Annotated in this window: 18 protein-coding genes, 1 tRNA gene and 1 rRNA gene; 9 read left to right on the top strand and 11 right to left on the bottom strand. The window is 44.8% G+C overall.

What is annotated here, in order from left to right; all coding sequences use genetic code 11:
* Window positions 1-9: 9 nt before the first annotated feature.
* Window positions 10-690 carry a hydrolase gene (locus EDD70_RS00100; RefSeq protein WP_092754278.1) on the bottom strand — a complete coding sequence of 227 codons (681 nt, stop codon included), beginning with the start codon at window positions 688-690 and terminating at the stop codon, window positions 10-12.
* A 148-nt stretch (window positions 691-838) separates the two neighbouring features.
* Here EDD70_RS00100 and EDD70_RS00095 point away from each other — a divergent pair, with 148 nt between their 5' ends.
* Window positions 839-1,345: a flavin reductase gene (locus tag EDD70_RS00095; RefSeq protein ID WP_092754282.1), complete on the top strand. Its 507-nt coding sequence runs from the start codon at window positions 839-841 to the stop codon at window positions 1,343-1,345.
* A complete protein-coding gene (locus EDD70_RS00090; RefSeq protein WP_092754284.1) occupies window positions 1,342-1,656 on the top strand; it encodes an MGMT family protein in 315 nt (104 codons plus the stop codon). The genes EDD70_RS00095 and EDD70_RS00090 overlap by 4 nt, the downstream gene beginning before the upstream one ends.
* A 35-nt stretch (window positions 1,657-1,691) precedes the next feature.
* Here the strand turns inward: EDD70_RS00090 and hflX are convergent, their stop codons facing one another.
* Together hflX and EDD70_RS00080 are read right to left on the bottom strand one after the other, a co-directional pair.
* The gene (gene hflX / locus EDD70_RS00085) at window positions 1,692-2,933 is read right to left on the bottom strand and encodes a GTPase HflX (RefSeq protein WP_092754287.1); all 1,242 of its coding nucleotides are present in this window, start codon (window positions 2,931-2,933) and stop codon (window positions 1,692-1,694) included.
* Between the two features lie 304 nt (window positions 2,934-3,237).
* A complete protein-coding gene (locus tag EDD70_RS00080) occupies window positions 3,238-4,806 on the bottom strand; it encodes an ASKHA domain-containing protein (protein ID WP_092754290.1) in 1,569 nt (522 codons plus the stop codon).
* Between the two features lie 195 nt (window positions 4,807-5,001).
* Between EDD70_RS00080 and EDD70_RS00075 the strand changes: the two genes are divergently transcribed.
* From EDD70_RS00075 to EDD70_RS00060, 4 genes are all read left to right on the top strand, one after another.
* Window positions 5,002-5,748, top strand: a complete 747-nt coding sequence (locus tag EDD70_RS00075; RefSeq protein ID WP_162840881.1) for a DUF1638 domain-containing protein — start codon at window positions 5,002-5,004, stop codon at window positions 5,746-5,748.
* A 131-nt stretch (window positions 5,749-5,879) separates the two neighbouring features.
* The gene (locus tag EDD70_RS00070) at window positions 5,880-6,089 is read left to right on the top strand and encodes a helix-turn-helix transcriptional regulator (RefSeq protein WP_092754297.1); all 210 of its coding nucleotides are present in this window, start codon (window positions 5,880-5,882) and stop codon (window positions 6,087-6,089) included.
* A complete protein-coding gene (locus tag EDD70_RS00065) occupies window positions 6,080-6,529 on the top strand; it encodes a hypothetical protein (RefSeq protein WP_092754300.1) in 450 nt (149 codons plus the stop codon). The genes EDD70_RS00070 and EDD70_RS00065 overlap by 10 nt, the downstream gene beginning before the upstream one ends.
* A gap of 410 nt (window positions 6,530-6,939) precedes the next feature.
* The gene (locus tag EDD70_RS00060; RefSeq protein WP_092754303.1) at window positions 6,940-7,164 is read left to right on the top strand and encodes a hypothetical protein; all 225 of its coding nucleotides are present in this window, start codon (window positions 6,940-6,942) and stop codon (window positions 7,162-7,164) included.
* Window positions 7,165-7,239: 75 nt separating this feature from the next.
* Here EDD70_RS00060 and EDD70_RS00055 read toward each other — a convergent pair whose 3' ends face one another.
* The 4 genes from EDD70_RS00055 to EDD70_RS00040 form a co-directional block, all read right to left on the bottom strand.
* The gene (locus tag EDD70_RS00055) at window positions 7,240-8,406 is read right to left on the bottom strand and encodes a phosphoglycerate dehydrogenase (RefSeq protein WP_092754306.1); all 1,167 of its coding nucleotides are present in this window, start codon (window positions 8,404-8,406) and stop codon (window positions 7,240-7,242) included.
* 46 nt (window positions 8,407-8,452) lie between these two features.
* Window positions 8,453-9,535, bottom strand: coding sequence for a 3-phosphoserine/phosphohydroxythreonine transaminase (serC, locus tag EDD70_RS00050; protein ID WP_092754309.1), 1,083 nt, complete (start codon window positions 9,533-9,535; stop codon window positions 8,453-8,455).
* Window positions 9,536-9,873: 338 nt separating this feature from the next.
* A complete protein-coding gene (locus EDD70_RS00045) occupies window positions 9,874-11,328 on the bottom strand; it encodes an ATP-binding cassette domain-containing protein (RefSeq protein ID WP_092754312.1) in 1,455 nt (484 codons plus the stop codon).
* 28 nt (window positions 11,329-11,356) lie between these two features.
* Window positions 11,357-11,947: a nuclease-related domain-containing protein gene (locus EDD70_RS00040; RefSeq protein WP_162840882.1), complete on the bottom strand. Its 591-nt coding sequence runs from the start codon at window positions 11,945-11,947 to the stop codon at window positions 11,357-11,359.
* Window positions 11,948-12,177: 230 nt separating this feature from the next.
* Here EDD70_RS00040 and EDD70_RS00035 point away from each other — a divergent pair, with 230 nt between their 5' ends.
* Both EDD70_RS00035 and EDD70_RS00030 read left to right on the top strand, forming a co-directional pair.
* Window positions 12,178-12,690, top strand: a complete 513-nt coding sequence (locus tag EDD70_RS00035) for a DUF4358 domain-containing protein (RefSeq protein ID WP_162840883.1) — start codon at window positions 12,178-12,180, stop codon at window positions 12,688-12,690.
* Between the two features lie 62 nt (window positions 12,691-12,752).
* Entirely contained in the window at window positions 12,753-13,511 is a 759-nt protein-coding gene (locus EDD70_RS00030) for a heparan-alpha-glucosaminide N-acetyltransferase (protein ID WP_092754322.1), read from the top strand.
* Between the two features lie 81 nt (window positions 13,512-13,592).
* Here the strand turns inward: EDD70_RS00030 and typA are convergent, their stop codons facing one another.
* The gene (typA, locus tag EDD70_RS00025; RefSeq protein ID WP_092754325.1) at window positions 13,593-15,413 is read right to left on the bottom strand and encodes a translational GTPase TypA; all 1,821 of its coding nucleotides are present in this window, start codon (window positions 15,411-15,413) and stop codon (window positions 13,593-13,595) included.
* Window positions 15,414-15,618: 205 nt separating this feature from the next.
* Between typA and EDD70_RS00020 the strand changes: the two genes are divergently transcribed.
* Window positions 15,619-16,323, top strand: a complete 705-nt coding sequence (locus EDD70_RS00020) for a hypothetical protein (RefSeq protein ID WP_092754328.1) — start codon at window positions 15,619-15,621, stop codon at window positions 16,321-16,323.
* A gap of 23 nt (window positions 16,324-16,346) precedes the next feature.
* Here EDD70_RS00020 and lexA read toward each other — a convergent pair whose 3' ends face one another.
* The 3 genes from lexA to rrf form a co-directional block, all read right to left on the bottom strand.
* Entirely contained in the window at window positions 16,347-16,928 is a 582-nt protein-coding gene (lexA, locus tag EDD70_RS00015) for a transcriptional repressor LexA (RefSeq protein ID WP_092754331.1), read from the bottom strand.
* Between the two features lie 389 nt (window positions 16,929-17,317).
* A tRNA-Asn gene (locus tag EDD70_RS00010) sits at window positions 17,318-17,393 on the bottom strand.
* Between the two features lie 199 nt (window positions 17,394-17,592).
* Window positions 17,593-17,686: ribosomal RNA gene (rrf, locus tag EDD70_RS00005) — 5S ribosomal RNA — on the bottom strand; the annotation flags it as partial.

Below are 17,686 nucleotides of genomic sequence, written 5' to 3'. Positions count from 1 at the left end.
AGTATTTCTTCATCCACCGTAAGCCAAGCCTTGGCGGTAGCGGTCCATAATCATTTTAATCTGTTCGCCGTTGGTGGGCGGCGTCCATGTAATTGCGTTTGCACCTGCCTCTATGGTTTCGATAATGCTTTCATCGGTGGGGCCGCCTGTTGCCATAATGGCAAGCTGCGGGAATTGCTCGCGAATTTTGCACACCAGCTGGGGGGTTTTCGATGCGGCAGACACGTTGATGATAGCTGCACCGGCTTTTATGCGCCCCTCTATGTCTTCCGCCTCACTGGCAACCGTCACTACAACCGGAATATCGATTTCATCTACCACATTGCGGATGGTTTCGTTTAAGGTGGGGGCATTTACCACCACACCAATCGCACCTTGATACTCGGCGTGCAGGGCAAGGTTGACCACGCGCTTGCCCATGGTAATGCCGCCGCCCACACCGCAAAACACGGGAATATCGGAGGCAATCATAATGGACTGAGTGATGATAGGTTGAGGGGTAAACGGATAGACCGCAATCACCGCATCTGCATTCACATTGCGGATGACTGAAACATCTGTGGTAAATACAATGGATTTAATTCTCTTCCCAAAAATCTTAATTCCGGTGCAGCGGCGGATGCACTCGGGTACGACCAAACAATGCTTGCGCAAATTCCCCTGAAACTCAGGTATAAACGGTGTGTCCATAGCTTGTCCCTCCTGTATGCAATGATATTGAAATTAATACCTATTATACCAAATTTTCTTGATATGGAAAAGAAATATTATGTGGCAGAAAATAAAATATATGATAAACTGTAATTATATGAACAAATAACATGAGGAGGTAATTGAAATGGCTTTTAAAGTAATTCAACCCAACCAAATGGAAGACAATGTTTTTGACAAAATCAAATTGGGTATGCCTTTGCTTACCGCAGAAAGCGGCGGAAAAGCAAACACCATGACGGTAAACTGGGGGCAGATGGGCTACCTTTGGAACAAATGCGTTACCACAATCTATCTGCGCCCGCAGCGTTTTACTTTGCCGATACTGGAAGGTGCAGACGGTTATAGCCTGTGCTTTATGGGGCAAAAATATGCCACCGAGGTAATGTTCTGCGGCAGGAACTCGGGCAAAGACGTTGACAAAATTGCGCATTGCGGCTTTACCCTTGCCCACAAAGACGGTATCCCCTACTTTGAAGAGGCAGAAATGGTACTGCTTTGCAAAAAATCGTTCGGCAGCTGGATGACCGAAGAGAACTTTATTGACCGCGAATTGGTTTCGGCAAACTACCCCGAAAAAGATTTTCACCGAATGTTTATCGGCGAAATAAAAGAGGTCCTGGTGAAAGAATGAACTTTTACGAAAAAGTTTACCAAATCGTACAGATGATCCCTGCCGGCAGGGTAGCATCTTACGGGCAAATTGCTCTGATGGCCGGCAACCCAAAAGCATCCCGCGCTGTTGGCTATGCTTTGCATGTCAATCCGCTACCCGGTGTCATCCCCTGCCACCGCGTGGTAAACCGCGAGGGCAGGTTGGCACCCGGTTTTGCATTCGGCGGGCAGGACGAACAAAAAAAGCTGCTTGAAGCCGAAGGCGTGGATGTGGATGACAACGGTTACGTCAACATGCAGCTTTATGCGTGGAACAATGCCAATCCATAAAAAAGAGATGAGATCGAGTTCTCATCTCTTTTGCTTTATACGCGGTATTGCTCTACCTTGTGAAGGATTTTTTTATCCACAAGTGCATCGATTTGTGTACCTGTTTCGACATACTGCTCATCAAAAATTTTACCCTCTGCGCGGATTTCTGAAATCAAACCGCCTTTGTCGTAGGGGATGACCAATGTCATGCGAACCTGTGATGGTTCTAGTGTTTGGGCAATTTTATTGAGAAGAGCATCAAAGCCAAAGCCTGTTTTTGCACTGATCATCACATTGTTGCCAAGGTTGATAACCGGCTCAAAGTGCTCCACCTTATCGCATTTGTTCAGCACCGTAATCATAGGGGTACCGGCAACACCCAGTTCCGCCATCAGGTCTTCGGTAACCGAAATCTGCTCTTGCACCTCTTCGCTTGATACATCGCACACATTAAGCAGCAGGTCGGCATTCGCCGCCTCTTCCAATGTGGATTTAAACGCCTCTACCAAGTGATGCGGCAGACGGCGCACCAATCCTACGGTATCCACCAGCATCACACTCCGCCCATCGGGCAGTTCAAGGCTTCGTGCGGTTGGGTCGAGTGTTGCAAACAGCTTATCCTCTGCTAAAACACCGGCATCGGTAAGGGCGTTGAGCAACGTGGACTTGCCCACGTTGGTGTAGCCTACAATCGCAACGGTTGTTATGCCGTCTTTTTTGCGGCGCGCACGCAGGTTGCCTCTGCGTTTTTCCAGCTCGGCAAGCTGTTCTTCCAGCGCCTGTATTCTGCGGCGGATGTGCCTTCGGTCGGATTCCAGCTTGCTTTCGCCCGGGCCACGTGTGCCAATGCCGCCGCCAAGCCGCGAAAGGCTTTGCCCCTGCCCGCCCAAGCGCGGCAATCGGTAACGCTGCTGTGCCAGCTCTACTTGCAAGGTGCCCTCGCGCGTTTTTGCACGCTGCGCAAAAATATCCAAAATCAGCATCGTACGGTCAATGACGTCAATCCCCGTTGCATCGCTGATATTACGTATTTGGCTTGCAGTCAGCTCATGGTCAAAAATCAACAGGTTTGCATCGCTATCCTCGGCAAACAGCTTTACTTCCTCCAACCTGCCCGAACCAATCAACGTTGCCTTGTCGTACTCGGGGCGTTTTTGCGAAACTTTTGCAAGTACCTCGGCACCTGCACTTTCGGCAAGCTCGGCAAGTTCGTCGAGCGAAACATCAACATCAAACTCGCCCGTGTCTGCGGCAATCAAAATTGCCCGCTGTATCTCTTCTTTATTTTCGTACATATTGTATTTCACCACATTTCTTATTAATCGTCATATCCGTTTTATTATGCGCATTTTACTCACCTCCGACGCAAAAAACAAAAAAGCACTTCTGAAATTAGTCAGAAGTGCTCGAATCTGCATCTTTAGGCATAGCAATGCTCTGCATCAAACAAGAACATGCGCAGCTGTATAGGCAGACAAAAAAACTCCTGTAGATTTTCTTATTGTTTTTACGCGCATTTTGTCCGCCTCCTTTTGATAAACTTTCTGTATTATAATGCAAAAAACAGCTTCTGTCAACGAAAAAGCGTAAAGAACAGCCTTAAATGGGGAACATCATCTCGTCAATATAGCTCTCTTGAAAAAAAGCATGCCCCGAAAGCTCGACGTATTGTGCCCGTGCGGCAATCTCGCGCAGGTGCGTTTTGCCCTCTGCGGTAAGCAGTGCCTGTTGCGCACCCCTGCCCGCAGCGTTGCCCGTAAATACAATTTTATCAAGCAGTGCTGAAGGCAGCAAACCTATGGCACATGCGCTTGCCTTGTTGATGTGTGCACCAAACCCGCCCGCGATGTACAGCTTATCAATATCGGCAAACGAAAGCCCTTTTTCGTGCAGCAGCGTGTTGATGCCCGCTGCAATTGCCGCCTTTGCAAGCTGGATTTCACGCACATCCTGCTGTGTCAGCGAAATACCCGTTGCTTTGTCCAATACAATCGAGTTTTCATCCTCATTGATGTAATGCACAATAAAGCCTTCTGCCTCATCCGTATCGGGGATTCTGCCCGTTTCGTCGATACCGCCCGCCTGCAACAGCGCTGCCGCAGCATCGATAATGCCAGAACCACAAATGCCGATGGGCGGCAGCCCGCCGATCGTTTCAATATGCAAAGCATTGTTTTTGCACACTACTTTTTCGATTGCACCTGCCACACCGCCTACACCATATTTGATGTGCGCACCCTCAAATGCGGGGCCTGCTGCGGTAGAACAGCACACCAGCTCGCTTTTGCTTGCAAGTGCCATCTCACCGTTGGTGCCGATATCAATAAACAGCACCGGTTTTTCACTGTATACCGCACTCGATGCAAGCAAGCCTGCGGTAATATCCGCGCCGACGTATGCGGATATAGAGGGAGCGTGGTACACCTTGCCGCCGATGTTCAGCCCCAGTTCTGCACCCGCCTGCTCGTACCCAAACAGCGACTTGGGGGTAAACGGCGCCGATGCAATGCCGGTAGGGTCCAACCCGCAGAGTAGGTGCTGCATGGTTGTGTTTGCTGCTATCACCGCCTGCCCAATGGCGTTGCACGAAATTTTAGTTGCCTGCTCGAAGTCTGCAATGTAGCGGTTCAGCTGTGCTATGATGATTTTTTGAAGAGCAACAAGATTTGTGGGGTTCTCGATGCATGCACCAATACGTGATATGACATCTGCACCGTGCACCCGCTGGCCGTTGATGCCACTTGCGGTATAAAGCAGCCTGCCTGTTGCAAGGTCATGAAAATAGGCAACCACAGTCGTTGTTCCGATATCCACCGCCATACCAACATTTTGCTGCGCATCGTATTCTGCGGTTACCGCAAATCCCAAGGGGCTGCTCTCAGCGCAAACATCAAAATCTTCGCGCGACATGGTATGTACGACTGCATCGCCCAGCAAAACCGTTTCGCAAGCAAGGCGCACATCCGCTGCAATCTCTTTGGGAGATAACAGCTTTTGCTCGGTTTTTGTAAGCGCAGACAGTGCCCCCTGTGCAGTTACACGGCATTTTCCGCATCTGCCTTTGCCGCCGCAAGGTGCATCTATAAATGCGCCTGCTGCCAGCAGTATCGAAAGCAGGTTGCCCTGTTCTGTTTGCTCAAACGTTTTGTCATTGATTGTAAGTTTCATTGTCGAGCCCTCCCACTTTACTTAAATACTTGTATTGTAGCATAAATTTAGGCTTAACCACAGTAATTTTTTAATATTCCATGTACTATTTTATGGGGATTTCTTTGCTCATCATTTCCTGTTGAATTGCCATCGAAAAACAGCTATTCTATGAAAAGAACCAGACAAAAAATATACATAAAGTTGGTGGATTTAGTGCGACTGAAAGTAATTTCCTGTAAAGTTTTAACGCGCGAATTGGGGTATCTGTCGGCTGACTGTCCGAATGTTCTCGATATCTCATGGCTGCGCCAGGGTTACCATGATAATCCTGAACTGTTACACAGCATTTTACAGGAATGTATTGACAAAATTGACAGCGGCGATGACCCTTTTTCTTGCAGCAGAACCGTAGGCGCTTTTGATGCGATTGTACTGGGATACGGTTTGTGCAGCAATGGAATTTGCGGAGTACAGAGCAAACGTTACCCTATTGTTGTGCCTCGTGCGCACGACTGTATTACCTTGTTTTTGGGCAGCAAAGAGCGGTATCGCGAACTATTCGAGCAAACCGGTGGCGGCGCTTTTTGGTATACACCCGGTTGGATTGAAAACAGCTTGGTTCCATCCCAAGATACCCATGCAAAAAAACTTTCAGAGTATATTGAAACATACGGTGAAGACAACGCCGAGTATTTGATGCAACTGGAAGAAACCTGGATGAAGGGTTACAAAGATGTTGCATATGTACAAATGCCAAACATCAGCTACCCGGATTATCGTGGATACGCCCGCGATTGCTCGGATTACCTTGGATGGGATTACCACGAATACAAAGGGGATGACGCGCTTCTGCGCGACCTCATCGGCGGGAACTGGGATAATGAGCGGTTTTTGGTGATCCCACCAAACCATACCTGTGAACAAAGCTATGATGAAGCTATTGTAAAAATAAAAGAATAATGGTTGACTCTATCGGCTGTGGTAAAACACAGCCGATTTTTTATGAACAAATGTAAAATTCACTTGACTTTTAATGTAAAGCCAGCTATACTTTATTTGTAAAGCAAACTATACAATAAAGAGGTGAGCAAATGGAGAATAAAATTCAGCTGCTGCGCAAAGAACGGCGCATTACCCAGGAGGAGCTTGCCGATGCAGTGCATGTTACTCGCCAAACCATTATCTCGCTTGAAAACGGGCGGTACAATGCTTCGCTGCAGCTTGCACACAAAATTGCAAAATATTTCAGCCTTACCATTGAACAAGTTTTTATTTTTGAGGAGGAATCAACATGTCAATAAAATCACGTAAAATGCCTTTTATTAAAAAGATAAAGCTACGCATCTTTTTTGGTTTTGTGATTGCTGCCATAGGTGCGGGTACGTTTGCCCTTGCATTGCCGAACAACCCTGCCGCACAAACTTTTATGAGCGGTTTTTACGTTGGAACAGGCGGCGGGCTGTTTGGTGCTGGGCTTGTTACTGCCATTAAAAACCTGATGTACCTTAAAAACAAAGAACGCTTTAAAAAGCAGGAGCTCAAAGAAACCGATGAGCGCAATGTGTTTGTTGCCGCGCGTTCGGCGCAGTTTGCGTTCTACATCGGTATTTACGGTTTGTATTTGGCAACCGTGATAACGGGGTTATTTAATGCCGCCGCAGCTACCGTACTGCTATGGGTGCTTGGTGCATTGTTTTTAATATGGCTGGTTGCCTATACTGTTTGCAATAAATTTTATTAAAAATACAGCATAACGGCTATAAGGCTCTGCTACAATGCAGAGCCTTATTTTTTTATTGATTTTTTCTTTACAAATAATTTGCAAGTCAATCTGATAATACTGCCGCCAAAATTGAAACTACAACAACAGTTTCGCCGTGCTTTCCCTATTCATAGATGCCTTTATAAAATTATTTTATCATAGTAATTCTAACACATTCAGCTTGTGATTCATAATCTTGCAATATCGACGCTCTGTTCGTGATGTTATACAATATTATTTTATTGTTTTTGTGCAATATGCTAATGGTTTTACAAAAATCTCCCCCACATTTTGCTATTTTATATCTATCTTTTTTGTGAAATATCAGATATAATGAACATGTAGAAAAAGATACTACTTAACAATAAACCAATAGGAGGGTTATGTTTATGATAAAAATGATAAAACTAGACACCGCAGAGCAGCTCAGAGAATTTATGAACCTCGCTTGGGAGTGCCCCGATGACATTGGCGTACATACGGTTGATGACCAAATTGCCGATGCAAAATCTGTTTTGGGCTTGATGAGCCTTGATTACACCAAACCCGTTAAGGTTGTTACCGAAAGCGAGCGTTTTATGAAGTCACTCGACAAATGGGCTACCAAAGAGTAATCTCTAAAATTGTAAAAACAAAGTAAGCCTGTGTATCATTCAGATACACAGGCTTTTTTGGTTTTGTTACTATTTTTATCTGTAGAGATTAACGCGGACTACATTTTCAATCTCGTTGAGTTTTGCCAAAAGTGCCTGGGATACGTGACCATCCACATCCACTACCGTGTAAGCATACTCTTTTTTGGATTTGTTGGTCAGATTATCGATGTTAAGGCCTTCGTCCGAAATCGCCTGCGAGATTTTTGTAATCATTGTAGGCACATTTTTATGGATGAGAGCAATTCTGCATGAACCGCTGCGCTCCATCTGCAGGGTCGGCAAATTTACCGAGTTTTTAATGTTGCCGTTTTCAAGAAAATCAATCAACTGCATTGCTGCCATTTTTGCACAGTTGTCCTCCGATTCGGGGGTAGAGGCACCCAAATGCGGTATGGCAATCACTCCGTCTACCCCAATCAATTCGTCACAGGGGAAGTCGGTGACATAAGCAGAAACTTTGCCCGTACCGATAGCCGCAATGATATCTTCGCTGTTCACCAAGTCTCCGCGTGCAAAGTTGAGAATACGCACGCCGTTTTTGCAAGATTCCAGGCTTTCGCTGTTGATCATATCCTTGGTTTCGGGGGTAAGAGGTACATGAATTGTGATGAAATCGCAGTTCTGATAGATTTCACGCAGACTTTTTGCATGAATAATCTCGCGAGAAAGCCCCCAGGCGGTATCTACCGAGAGGTAAGGGTCGTAGCCGTATACCTGCATGCCCAAATGGCGGGCGGTATTGGCAACCAATACGCCAATGGCGCCCAAACCGATAACGCCGAGCTTTTTGCCCGCAACCTCGGGGCCTGCAAAAGAGCCTTTGCCCTTTTCTACCAGTTTGCCCACTTCTGCGCCCTGCCCTTTGAGGGTTTTTGCCCAGTCAATGGCAGGTATTACCTTACGTGCAGAAATAAGAATGCCAGCCAAAACCAGCTCTTTTACTGCATTTGCGTTTGCGCCGGGGGTATTGAACACAACGATGCCCTGCTCGCTGCATTTTTCTACAGGGATGTTGTTTACACCCGCACCCGCCCTTGCAATGGCTTTAAGCCGTGTGTCAAATGCCATATCATGTAAAGATGCAGAACGCACCATAATCGCATCTGCTGCGGTGTTCTCATCTACAAACTGATATTTTGTTTTATCGAAATTATCAGTCCCTGCGGGGCTGATTTTATTTAATGTTTTAATGCTGTACATTATACACCCTCCTATTCATAAATGCATTGATAGATGCCGTAAGAACTTAGTTGTTGGCTTCAAACGCCTTCATAAAATCAACCAGTTTTTCAATGCCTTCCACAGGCATTGCATTATAAATCGACGCTCTCATACCGCCTACGCTGCGGTGGCCTTTTAGGTTTACAAAACCTGCCGCTGCAGCCTCTTTGCAGAATTTTTTGTCGAGGTCTGCGTCGCCAGTAACAAAGGTAACATTCATCATCGAGCGGTTTTTGCCCTGTATTGTGGCACGGAACATCTTAGAACCGTCGAGATAATCATAGAGCATTTTTGCCTTTTTCTCGTTGCGTTCTTTCATCTTCTCAAGCCCGCCGATATCATTGAGAATCCACTCAAGTACCAGCTTGCACATATAAATGGAATAGCAGGGCGGTGTATTGTACATCGAGTCGTTGTCGGCATGAACTTTGTAATCAAACATAGTGGGTGCACCCTCGCGCACATTGCCGATAAGGTCTTCACGCACAATTACCACAGTAAGGCCTGCGGGTGCCATGTTTTTTTGTGCACCGGCATAAATCAAACCGAATTTACTTACGTCAAACGGCTCAGAAAGAATGCAGCTGGACATATCAGCAACCAGAGGGATAGCGCCGGTTTCAGGAATATAAGGGTATTTTGTGCCAAAAATAGTATTGTTGAAGCAGATGTGAACATAATCTGCATCTTTATCAAAATCACTTGCGGTTACTTCGGGTATGTAGGTAAATTGCTTGTCGGCAGAGGATGCCACCACGCGCACCTCACCAAATTTTTCTGCCTCTTGTTTTGCTTTTTTTGCAAACTGGCCGGTAACCAAATAGTCAGCTTTGCGGTTTTTGTTCATTAGGTTAAGCGGAACCATTGCAAACTGCGAGGACGCACCGCCCTGCAAAAACAGCACCTTATAGTTATCGGGGATGTTCATTGCCTTACGAAGCAGACTTTGACAGTCGTTTATAATCTCTTCGTAAACGGGAGATCGATGGCTCATCTCCATTACCGATTGACCGGATCCGTTATAATCCAGCATTTCACTTGCAGCTTTTGCAAGAACAGTTTCCGGTAAGATAGACGGGCCTGCAGAAAAGTTATAAACTCTTGCCATTGTGTTTTCCTCCATTAAAATAGATTAAATTTATAGCACTGCATTTTGCAGCTCTACTTATACGAATTTGCAATGAAAAATCTATGTTTTTCATAAGCCGTGTGAAATGCGGCTACAAGCGCAGCTTGTGCAAATGTTGTATCATACTATAAGCTGCCGCTTTTGCGGCACACTGTAATAACAGCGATTATAAAAGCTTTAAAAGCTATTATAATGCAAAATAGTATTACTTTAGCAAAACAGGCAAACTGTGAATTTCACCGATTGCCAGTTTTTTAACAAGTTGATTCTTATATTATAAACCTTCTGACGCTTTAGTCAATTAAATACGCAAAGTTTTACTCTTTTAACAGTTTTGCCAGGGTTGAGGCATCCGTTTCTTTTGCATTTTTGTCAAAAACAATTGTGTTTGTACCCAGTACAAGTATGCGGTCGGCGAGCCCCACCGCTTCGTGAACATCGTTTGTAAAATACAGGATGCCTTTGCCGTGTTTTGCAAGCTGCGCAATGTCGCTGTAAACGCGCATTTTTGTTTGCAGGTCAATCCCGTTTGTGGGGTCTACCAAAATATAAATGTCACCGTCTTTTGCCAGTGTGCGCAGCACCAGTTCTTTTTGGCGGTATCCGCCCGTCATATACTCTTTTTGCTGCAATTTAAGGCCAACCACATTGTTTAGCATTTTGCCTACCCCATTTATGGTATCGCGAAAACGTGCACTAAGAACAGCAAACCTGCCCACAGCACGGCCGTCTTTGCTGTCGTAGTTGCTCAGCGTTTCCTCCATGTCCTCATCAATTGCCGAAACAATGCGCAAAGAGTTGGCGGTAAGCGGGTTATCAATTTTTACTTCTTTGCCATCTACCTGGATACTCCCATTATATTGAAGCAAACCGTTGAGTGTGCGGTAGATACTTTGCGCGCACATACCCAAATCGGATACAAGCGCGATTACTTCACTTTTGTGCAAGGTAAAATTGATATCTTTTGCTTGCCCTGCACTGAGGTTTTGCACCTTTAAAACAGGCTCGCCAAGCTCTAACGGCTCTTTGCTGTAAATGTTATCAACGCGAAAGCCCTCGATTGCCTCAATAAGGTCAAGCTCGGTCATATCCGCTGTACTGCGCACCTCTTTGAGTTTGCCGCGTTCTATAAATGCAACCCTGTCCGCCAGTTTGATAATTTCATCCAAACGGTGGGTAATATAGAGGATGCTGACACCGTTTTCGCGCAATGCGCGTACGGTACTGTACAGCACCTCACACTCCTTTTGGGGCAGACGTGAGGACGGTTCATCCATAATGATTAGTTTTGCATCAAATAGATAGGCGCGTGCAATGGCAACCGCCTGCTTTTGTGCCGGAGTAAGCGTATAAAACGGGGCGCGCGGGTCAATAGCAATCCCCAGCTTTTCAAAACATTCGGCACAAACCGCAGCGAGTTTCCGTGGGCTCATCTTGCCGGTTTTGTAGTATTTATCGTTGCCAAACAGCACATTATCTGCAACGGGCATTTGTTCAAAACCCTGGTTGTTCTGCATCAGCGTAATAATACCCAATTTCAGCGCGGCGCCGGGGTCGGGTAACTGCACCTGCTGCCCCTCAAAATAGATTCTTCCGCTGTCTGCCGGCAAATAGCCGTTCATTACACTGGCAAGGGTAGATTTGCCCGCGGCATTTTTGCCCGCCAAGGCAAAAACCTCGCCCTTGTTGATGGTAAGATTTATTTTACGGATGTAGAATTCGCTGGTTATTCTGCGGGTAACTTGTTCAAGCCGCATCAATTCCTGTGCCATAGGGTTTGCCCTCCTTACAGTAAGGTGGTTACTTCACTTTATTTTCTTCAATTAGCTTTACCAGTCGCTCTACATCTACCCCGTTGTCTTTTTCAAAACGGGTTTTCGAAAGCAAGCTGCTCAGTTTGCGCACGTTCACAACGGGCAGGGTATCTTTTATGTACAGCGTGTTCTTTTTGAATGCCGATGTAAAAACCACAACCTGTTCCATCTGAATATTGTATATATTATTTTTAGCGAAAATTTTACGGGTTGCATCCATTGCGGCGATTCCTTCATTAAGAGGATTATTAATATATGTTTTTACGTCGTTTTTTACCACCGACCACTGCTCGCCGGTCTCATCACCGTAATAATCGGCATTTTCAACCTCAACATTTACAAACAGCAAACCAAAAAAGCCTACCAAAATGTGGTCGATATGTACTGCTTCTTTCCCGCAATCCAGTGTAATATCTTGCAGCACTTTATAACTGCGAATGGCGGCAAACTTTTTTAACACACCGGCAGCACGCCTTTTCTGCCCCTCTGCACTGGAGCTTCTTTTCCACAGAATAAGCACTATCAGCGCAATAATAACCCATACCGCCACCGCTACCATAATCTGCATACCATTCATAAAATTCATCCTTTACTTATATTCATAATATCAGTCAATCAGCCGCTAAGTTTAGCGAATAAATGCTTTACCAGTTATTTTACCATAAACCTTACTTAAATAAAAGAATGGTTTGTATTGCATAAACTGTAAACTTTTTTAACAGGTTGCCTGTAAACTTGACTAACCCGTGAAATAGTTTATAATTTTAATAGTATTTTATATTGTTAAATATATTTATGGAGATGCTTATGAAAAAGATATTATCAGTGCTGTTGGCGGCAGCCATGCTGCTTACATTACCAGCTTGCGGTAAAGATAAAACAGATGCCCCCCAGGCGGGTGAAAGCACCATTGTTTACGCGCGCGCCGAACCCGAAGATTTAAGCGATGTCATCGACCTTATTTACAAGGATGTTAAGGTTAAGGGGCTGCAAGATGCAACCGAAGAAGAATTATCCGATTTGTTTCACATCGAACCGGATATGGTGCAAAAGTATGCTATCCGCTACGCCTCGGGGCGTTACGGCGTTGCAGATGTGGCAATCATCGAACCTGTTGAGGGAAAGTCAGATGCCGTGGTAGAGGCACTGGAGGAGCGCAGGGACGATCGCATCGGCGAATTTGAAAACTATGATATTCATGATTCGTTCCGTATTGCAAAAGAAGCCGAAATTTATACCCGTGGCAAATATGTTATTATGCTAATGCTTGCAGATATGGAAACCGCACGCAAAACTATTTTAGAGCAGATACCGGGCTAACCGATTCAATCTTGTTTGTCTACTGTTTAGGGCTGTACAAATCTTTTATGAGGTAGCAGGATATGTTTGAAAAAAAAGACCTCAGCCGCCGAGTGTGGTTGATTGATGAAGGACGCGGAGTATTTATTCTCCTGATGGTTCTATATCATCTGTTTTACGACCTTGTCTTTATTTTTGAAGTCAATCTGCCGGTGTTCGAATGGAAAGCAACCGGTTATTTCCAGCTTATCATTGCAGGCTTTTTTGTCTTCATCTCAGGGGTATCTTCGCGTTTTTCACGAGGGAATCTCAAACGCGGTGTACAGTGCTTTGCTTTCGGCTTGCTTATGACGGCGGGGACATGGCTGTTTTTGCCTTCTCAAATTGTCCTGTTTGGCATATTGCATATGCTCGGTATTTCTATGATACTTTTTGGGCTGCTAAAACCCATTTTGGATAAGATACCGCCATTGGTGGGGTTGATTGGCTGCGTACTATTGTATTTTGTAACTTACCATACACAAACAGGCACTTGGGGGGTATTGGGCTGGCAAATTGGTCTGCCCACTGGATGGTACACCACTGATTTTCTTTTCTTTTTGGGTTTGCCCAAACCTGAATTTTGGTCGTCCGATTACTTCCCGCTTCTGCCGTGGATTTTTATGTATTTGAGCGGTACGTTTGCCGGAGTTTATGTTAAGAACAGGCAGTGCCCCTCTTGGTTTTATACCCCACACAGCCGTGTACTTGCCTTTTTGGGGCGCAACACCATCTTGATTTATTTGGTGCACCAGCCCATCATCTATGCTGTACTGTATGTGTTATTTGCATTGATGCGTTAATCCGAGTAAGTGCTGCTGACTCTATTTCTTTAATGGCAAAATAAAAGGACTGAGAAATTAATTTCTCAGTCCTTTTTGCTATTATATTTTTTTGTTGGATGCTTTCATACGCTGGTTGTTATCAAGAATCTTCTTGCGAAGACGGATGCTCTTTGGTGTTACCTCTACAAGCTCATCATCGCTGATAAACTCAAGGCTGTCCTCCAAGCTCATACGGCGAGGCGGAACAAGCCTCAACGCATCGTCACTGCCGGAAGCACGTGTATTGGTCATCTGCTTCTTTTTGCAGACATTTACCGCCATGTCGTCACCCTTGGGGTTTGAACCAATAACCATGCCCTCGTATACCGGCACACCTGCGCCAATAAACAAAACGCCGCGCTCTTGTGCGTTGTAAAGGCCGTAGGTAATCGATTCACCGGTTTCAAATACAATCAGCGAACCGGTAGCACGTTTAGGAATATCGCCCTTATACGGCTGATAATCGTGGAACACAGCGCTCATAATGCCCTCACCGCGGGTATCGGTCATAAATTCGCTGCGGTAACCGAACAAGCCTCTCGACGGAATGATAAATTCCACCTTAAAGCGGCTGCCCATTTGCTGCATATGGGTGAGTTCACCTTTGCGCGAACCCATTTTCTCCATAACCGAGCCTAGCGATTCTTCAGGGACATCGATTACCAGTTCTTCCATCGGCTCGTAAAGCTTTCCTTCTATCTCTTTATACAAAACCTTTGGTGTACTTACTTGGAACTCATACCCCTCACGGCGCATGGTTTCTATTAAAATGGAAAGATGCATTTCACCTCTGCCGCAAACGCGGAAACTGTCGGTGCTTTCTGTTTCGTTCACGCGCAGCGAAACATCTTTCAGCAGCTCGCGGAACAAGCGGTCGCGCAGCTGGCGGGAGGTAACAAACTTACCTTCTCTGCCTGCAAACGGGCTGTCGTTAACCGCGAAGGTCATCTCTACCGTTGGCTCTGAAATCTTCATAAACGGCAGGGGTTCTTCCAACCCAAGCTGGCAGACTGTATCCCCGATGGTAATATTCTCAACACCCGAGAAACAAACAATGTCACCAAACGATACTTCGTCTGCAGGCACACGTTTGAGGCCTTCAATCTGATAGATATTGGCAACCTTGCTTTTGAAAGGCTTCTTCTCTTTGTGATAATCGCAGATTGTAACTTCCTGATTTGCTTTTAGGCTGCCGTGTTCAATTCTGCCAATAGCAATTCTGCCAACATACTCGTTGTAGTCGATGGAAGATACCAACATCTGCAAGGGTTTGCTCGGGTCGCCCTCGGGCCCGGGAATATGAGAAAGAATGGTTTCAAACATCGGGGTGAGATCCTCACCCTCTTCTTGGGGATTTAAGGATGCGGTACCCGTTCTGCCCGAGCAATAAACCACCGGGCTTTCCAACTGCTCATCCGATGCATCCAAATCCAGCAAAAGCTCCAGCACTTCATCCGCAACCTCTGCGGGGCGTGCGCCGGGCTTGTCCACTTTATTAACTACAATAATAATTTTGTGCCCAAGTTCGAGTGCCTTTTGCAGCACAAAGCGTGTTTGGGGCATTGGGCCCTCAAATGCGTCAACCAACAGCAGTACGCCGTTTACCATTTTAAGCACACGCTCAACCTCACCGCCGAAATCGGCATGTCCCGGCGTGTCAATAATATTAATCTTTACGCCCTTGTAGTGAGCCGCCGTGTTTTTTGCAAGAATGGTGATGCCACGCTCACGCTCAAGGTCGTTGTTGTCCATAACTCTATCCGCAACCACTTGGTTGTCGCGGAACACGCCGCCTTGTTTAAGCATTTCATCTACCAGTGTGGTCTTGCCATGGTCAACGTGGGCTATGATTGCTACATTGCGTAAATCTTCTCTAATCAAATTCGATTACCCCTCAATTTTAGACTTCTAGCTTTTTCTATTCATACCGCATATAATTATATTCCTTTTTTCGTCATTGTGCTACACTTGCACAAAAATATCTTGTTTTGACTAAACAAAATGTATTTATTTCGCCTGTTTTTGTGTACTTTTTTGCGTATTTGATGTAATATGGTATTATCTAGAACAAAAGGGGACCATTGCTTTGAAAAAAATTTTTTCATTGTTGCTCATGATGATTCTTTTGTCCTTTCTTTCAGCCTGCACACAAAAAGAGCAAACCCCCGTTAAGGGGCTGAACGGCTTCGGCATTTACAACGATTTTATTAACAACATGTCGTCGGGCGAAGTGTATAAATTGCATTATAGCTTTCACTCTTGGTTCGAGTTCTGCACATCTGAATCCACCGTAATTAAATTTAGCGAGGACGAAGCTGGTAAGCGTCAGCTGCTTTACCGCAAACGCAATCCGTTTGTATTCTGGTACTTTCCATCCTATGATTATTATGACGGCAATGCTTACTATTATAAGTATAAAAACGAATGGTATATTGATACTTTTAACAAATACAACTTTGCACAGCAAAAAGACCTTGCAGGCATCCGCGACCAGTTTTTTATAGGGGATAACGTATTGACAAATAACGTCTATAAACACGGCAGCGGTTATCGATTGGAGCTCATTGTGCAAAGCCTGGACAAGAACACTTACTATTCACTGACAGGATATACAAACAAAGACTTTATTTTTTCTAAGATGAAAGCACAAGAATATCATTTGGACGACGATACCAATCAATACAAAAACATTGGCACTTATTTTTTCCGTTTTACAGGTGTAAACAAAGGTAAAGAAATTGTGCGCCCGAAAAGTTTAAAAATAAATGAAATTGTCAACACCCCAACTTAAATTGAGATGGGGTGCAATTCAAGTTATTCGTAAAAACGCATTACGGAAATCACTTTGCCCAAAATACGCACTTCTTTTGCTATAATAGGTTCATAATCATCATTTTCGGGCTGTAGCCGAAAATGCCCTTTTTCTTTGTAAAAACGTTTCACAGTCGCCTCATCATCTATCATTGCAACAACAATTTCACCATTCTCTGCGGTGGTGGTTTTACGCGATACGATAATATCTCCATCTAAAATACCTGCGTTGATCATACTATCCCCGCGTACACGCAGTGCAAACAAATCTTTGTCGTTGCCGTAGCGTGCTTTATAGGGAATATAATCTTCTATTTGTTCTACTGCCAGTATTGGTAAACCCGCAGTAACGGTACCCAGCAGCGGCACCTTGGTAGTACACCCGCCCGGCATTTTAATAGAGCGGTTAAGGTTTTGGTCGCGCTCAATGTAGCCTTCCTGCTCCAACTGCTTTAAATATTTGTGTACAGTAGACGTGGATTTAATACCTAAATCGGCGCAGATTTCTCTTACTGATGGAGGTACCCCTTCATTGATACGTTCATTGATATATTCTAAAACACTTTGTGCCTTTTGATCTAACATGGCTCGAACCCCTTTCCGAGTTTTCTGCTTTTATCATACCATATTATAGCTCATGATGCAAACATACGTTTGTGCTTTGCCAAATTTTCAAGCCTCATTGTTTAAAATTTTTCCACCGATTATTAAACCTTTGTTTACAGCACTGTAACAAACAAATTTTTAAATCCAGTATAATAAGAACATACCCAAACAAAACGCAGCCGCAGCGTTTATGGGTATAAGCTCTACCCTCCTCAAGAAAACACACCTCAAACAAATAAAAGTGTCTGCATGTTGCATGCAGGCACTTTTATTGTTTCAGTCCTGCCAGCTTTATACTTTGTATAGGGTACTTATACTGTAAGATGATAAATAAAAAGCAGCTCAATCATTAAGATTAAGCTGCTTTTTGGCTCCCCAAGTTGGACTCGAACCAACGACCCTGCGGTTAACAGCCGCATGCTCTACCAACTGAGCTATTGAGGAATATTTAACTAACTTGTTAGGATTTTCTGCATCTTAAGGCTCACTGCTTTTTCTATGGGGGTTGGAATGACTGAACTACAAGCATTCAAACTTCGCTTTTAGCTCGTTTTCATTGTGTATTTCATGTCTACCAACTGAGCTATTGAGGAATGTAAAGCCAAATGACTGAAAAACATAAATGTCTTTCAGTCAAACAAAGTGTCGGCATCGACTTATCTTCCCAGGCAGCTTCCCACCAAGTATTTTCAGCACAAATGAGCTTAACTACCGTGTTCGGTATGGGAACGGGTGGA

The organism is Hydrogenoanaerobacterium saccharovorans (genome assembly GCF_003814745.1).
Lineage (GTDB): Bacteria > Bacillota > Clostridia > Oscillospirales > Ruminococcaceae > Hydrogenoanaerobacterium > Hydrogenoanaerobacterium saccharovorans.
The sequence above is the reverse complement of the archived record's forward strand: the minus strand, read 5'-3'. Positions and strand labels throughout refer to the sequence as shown.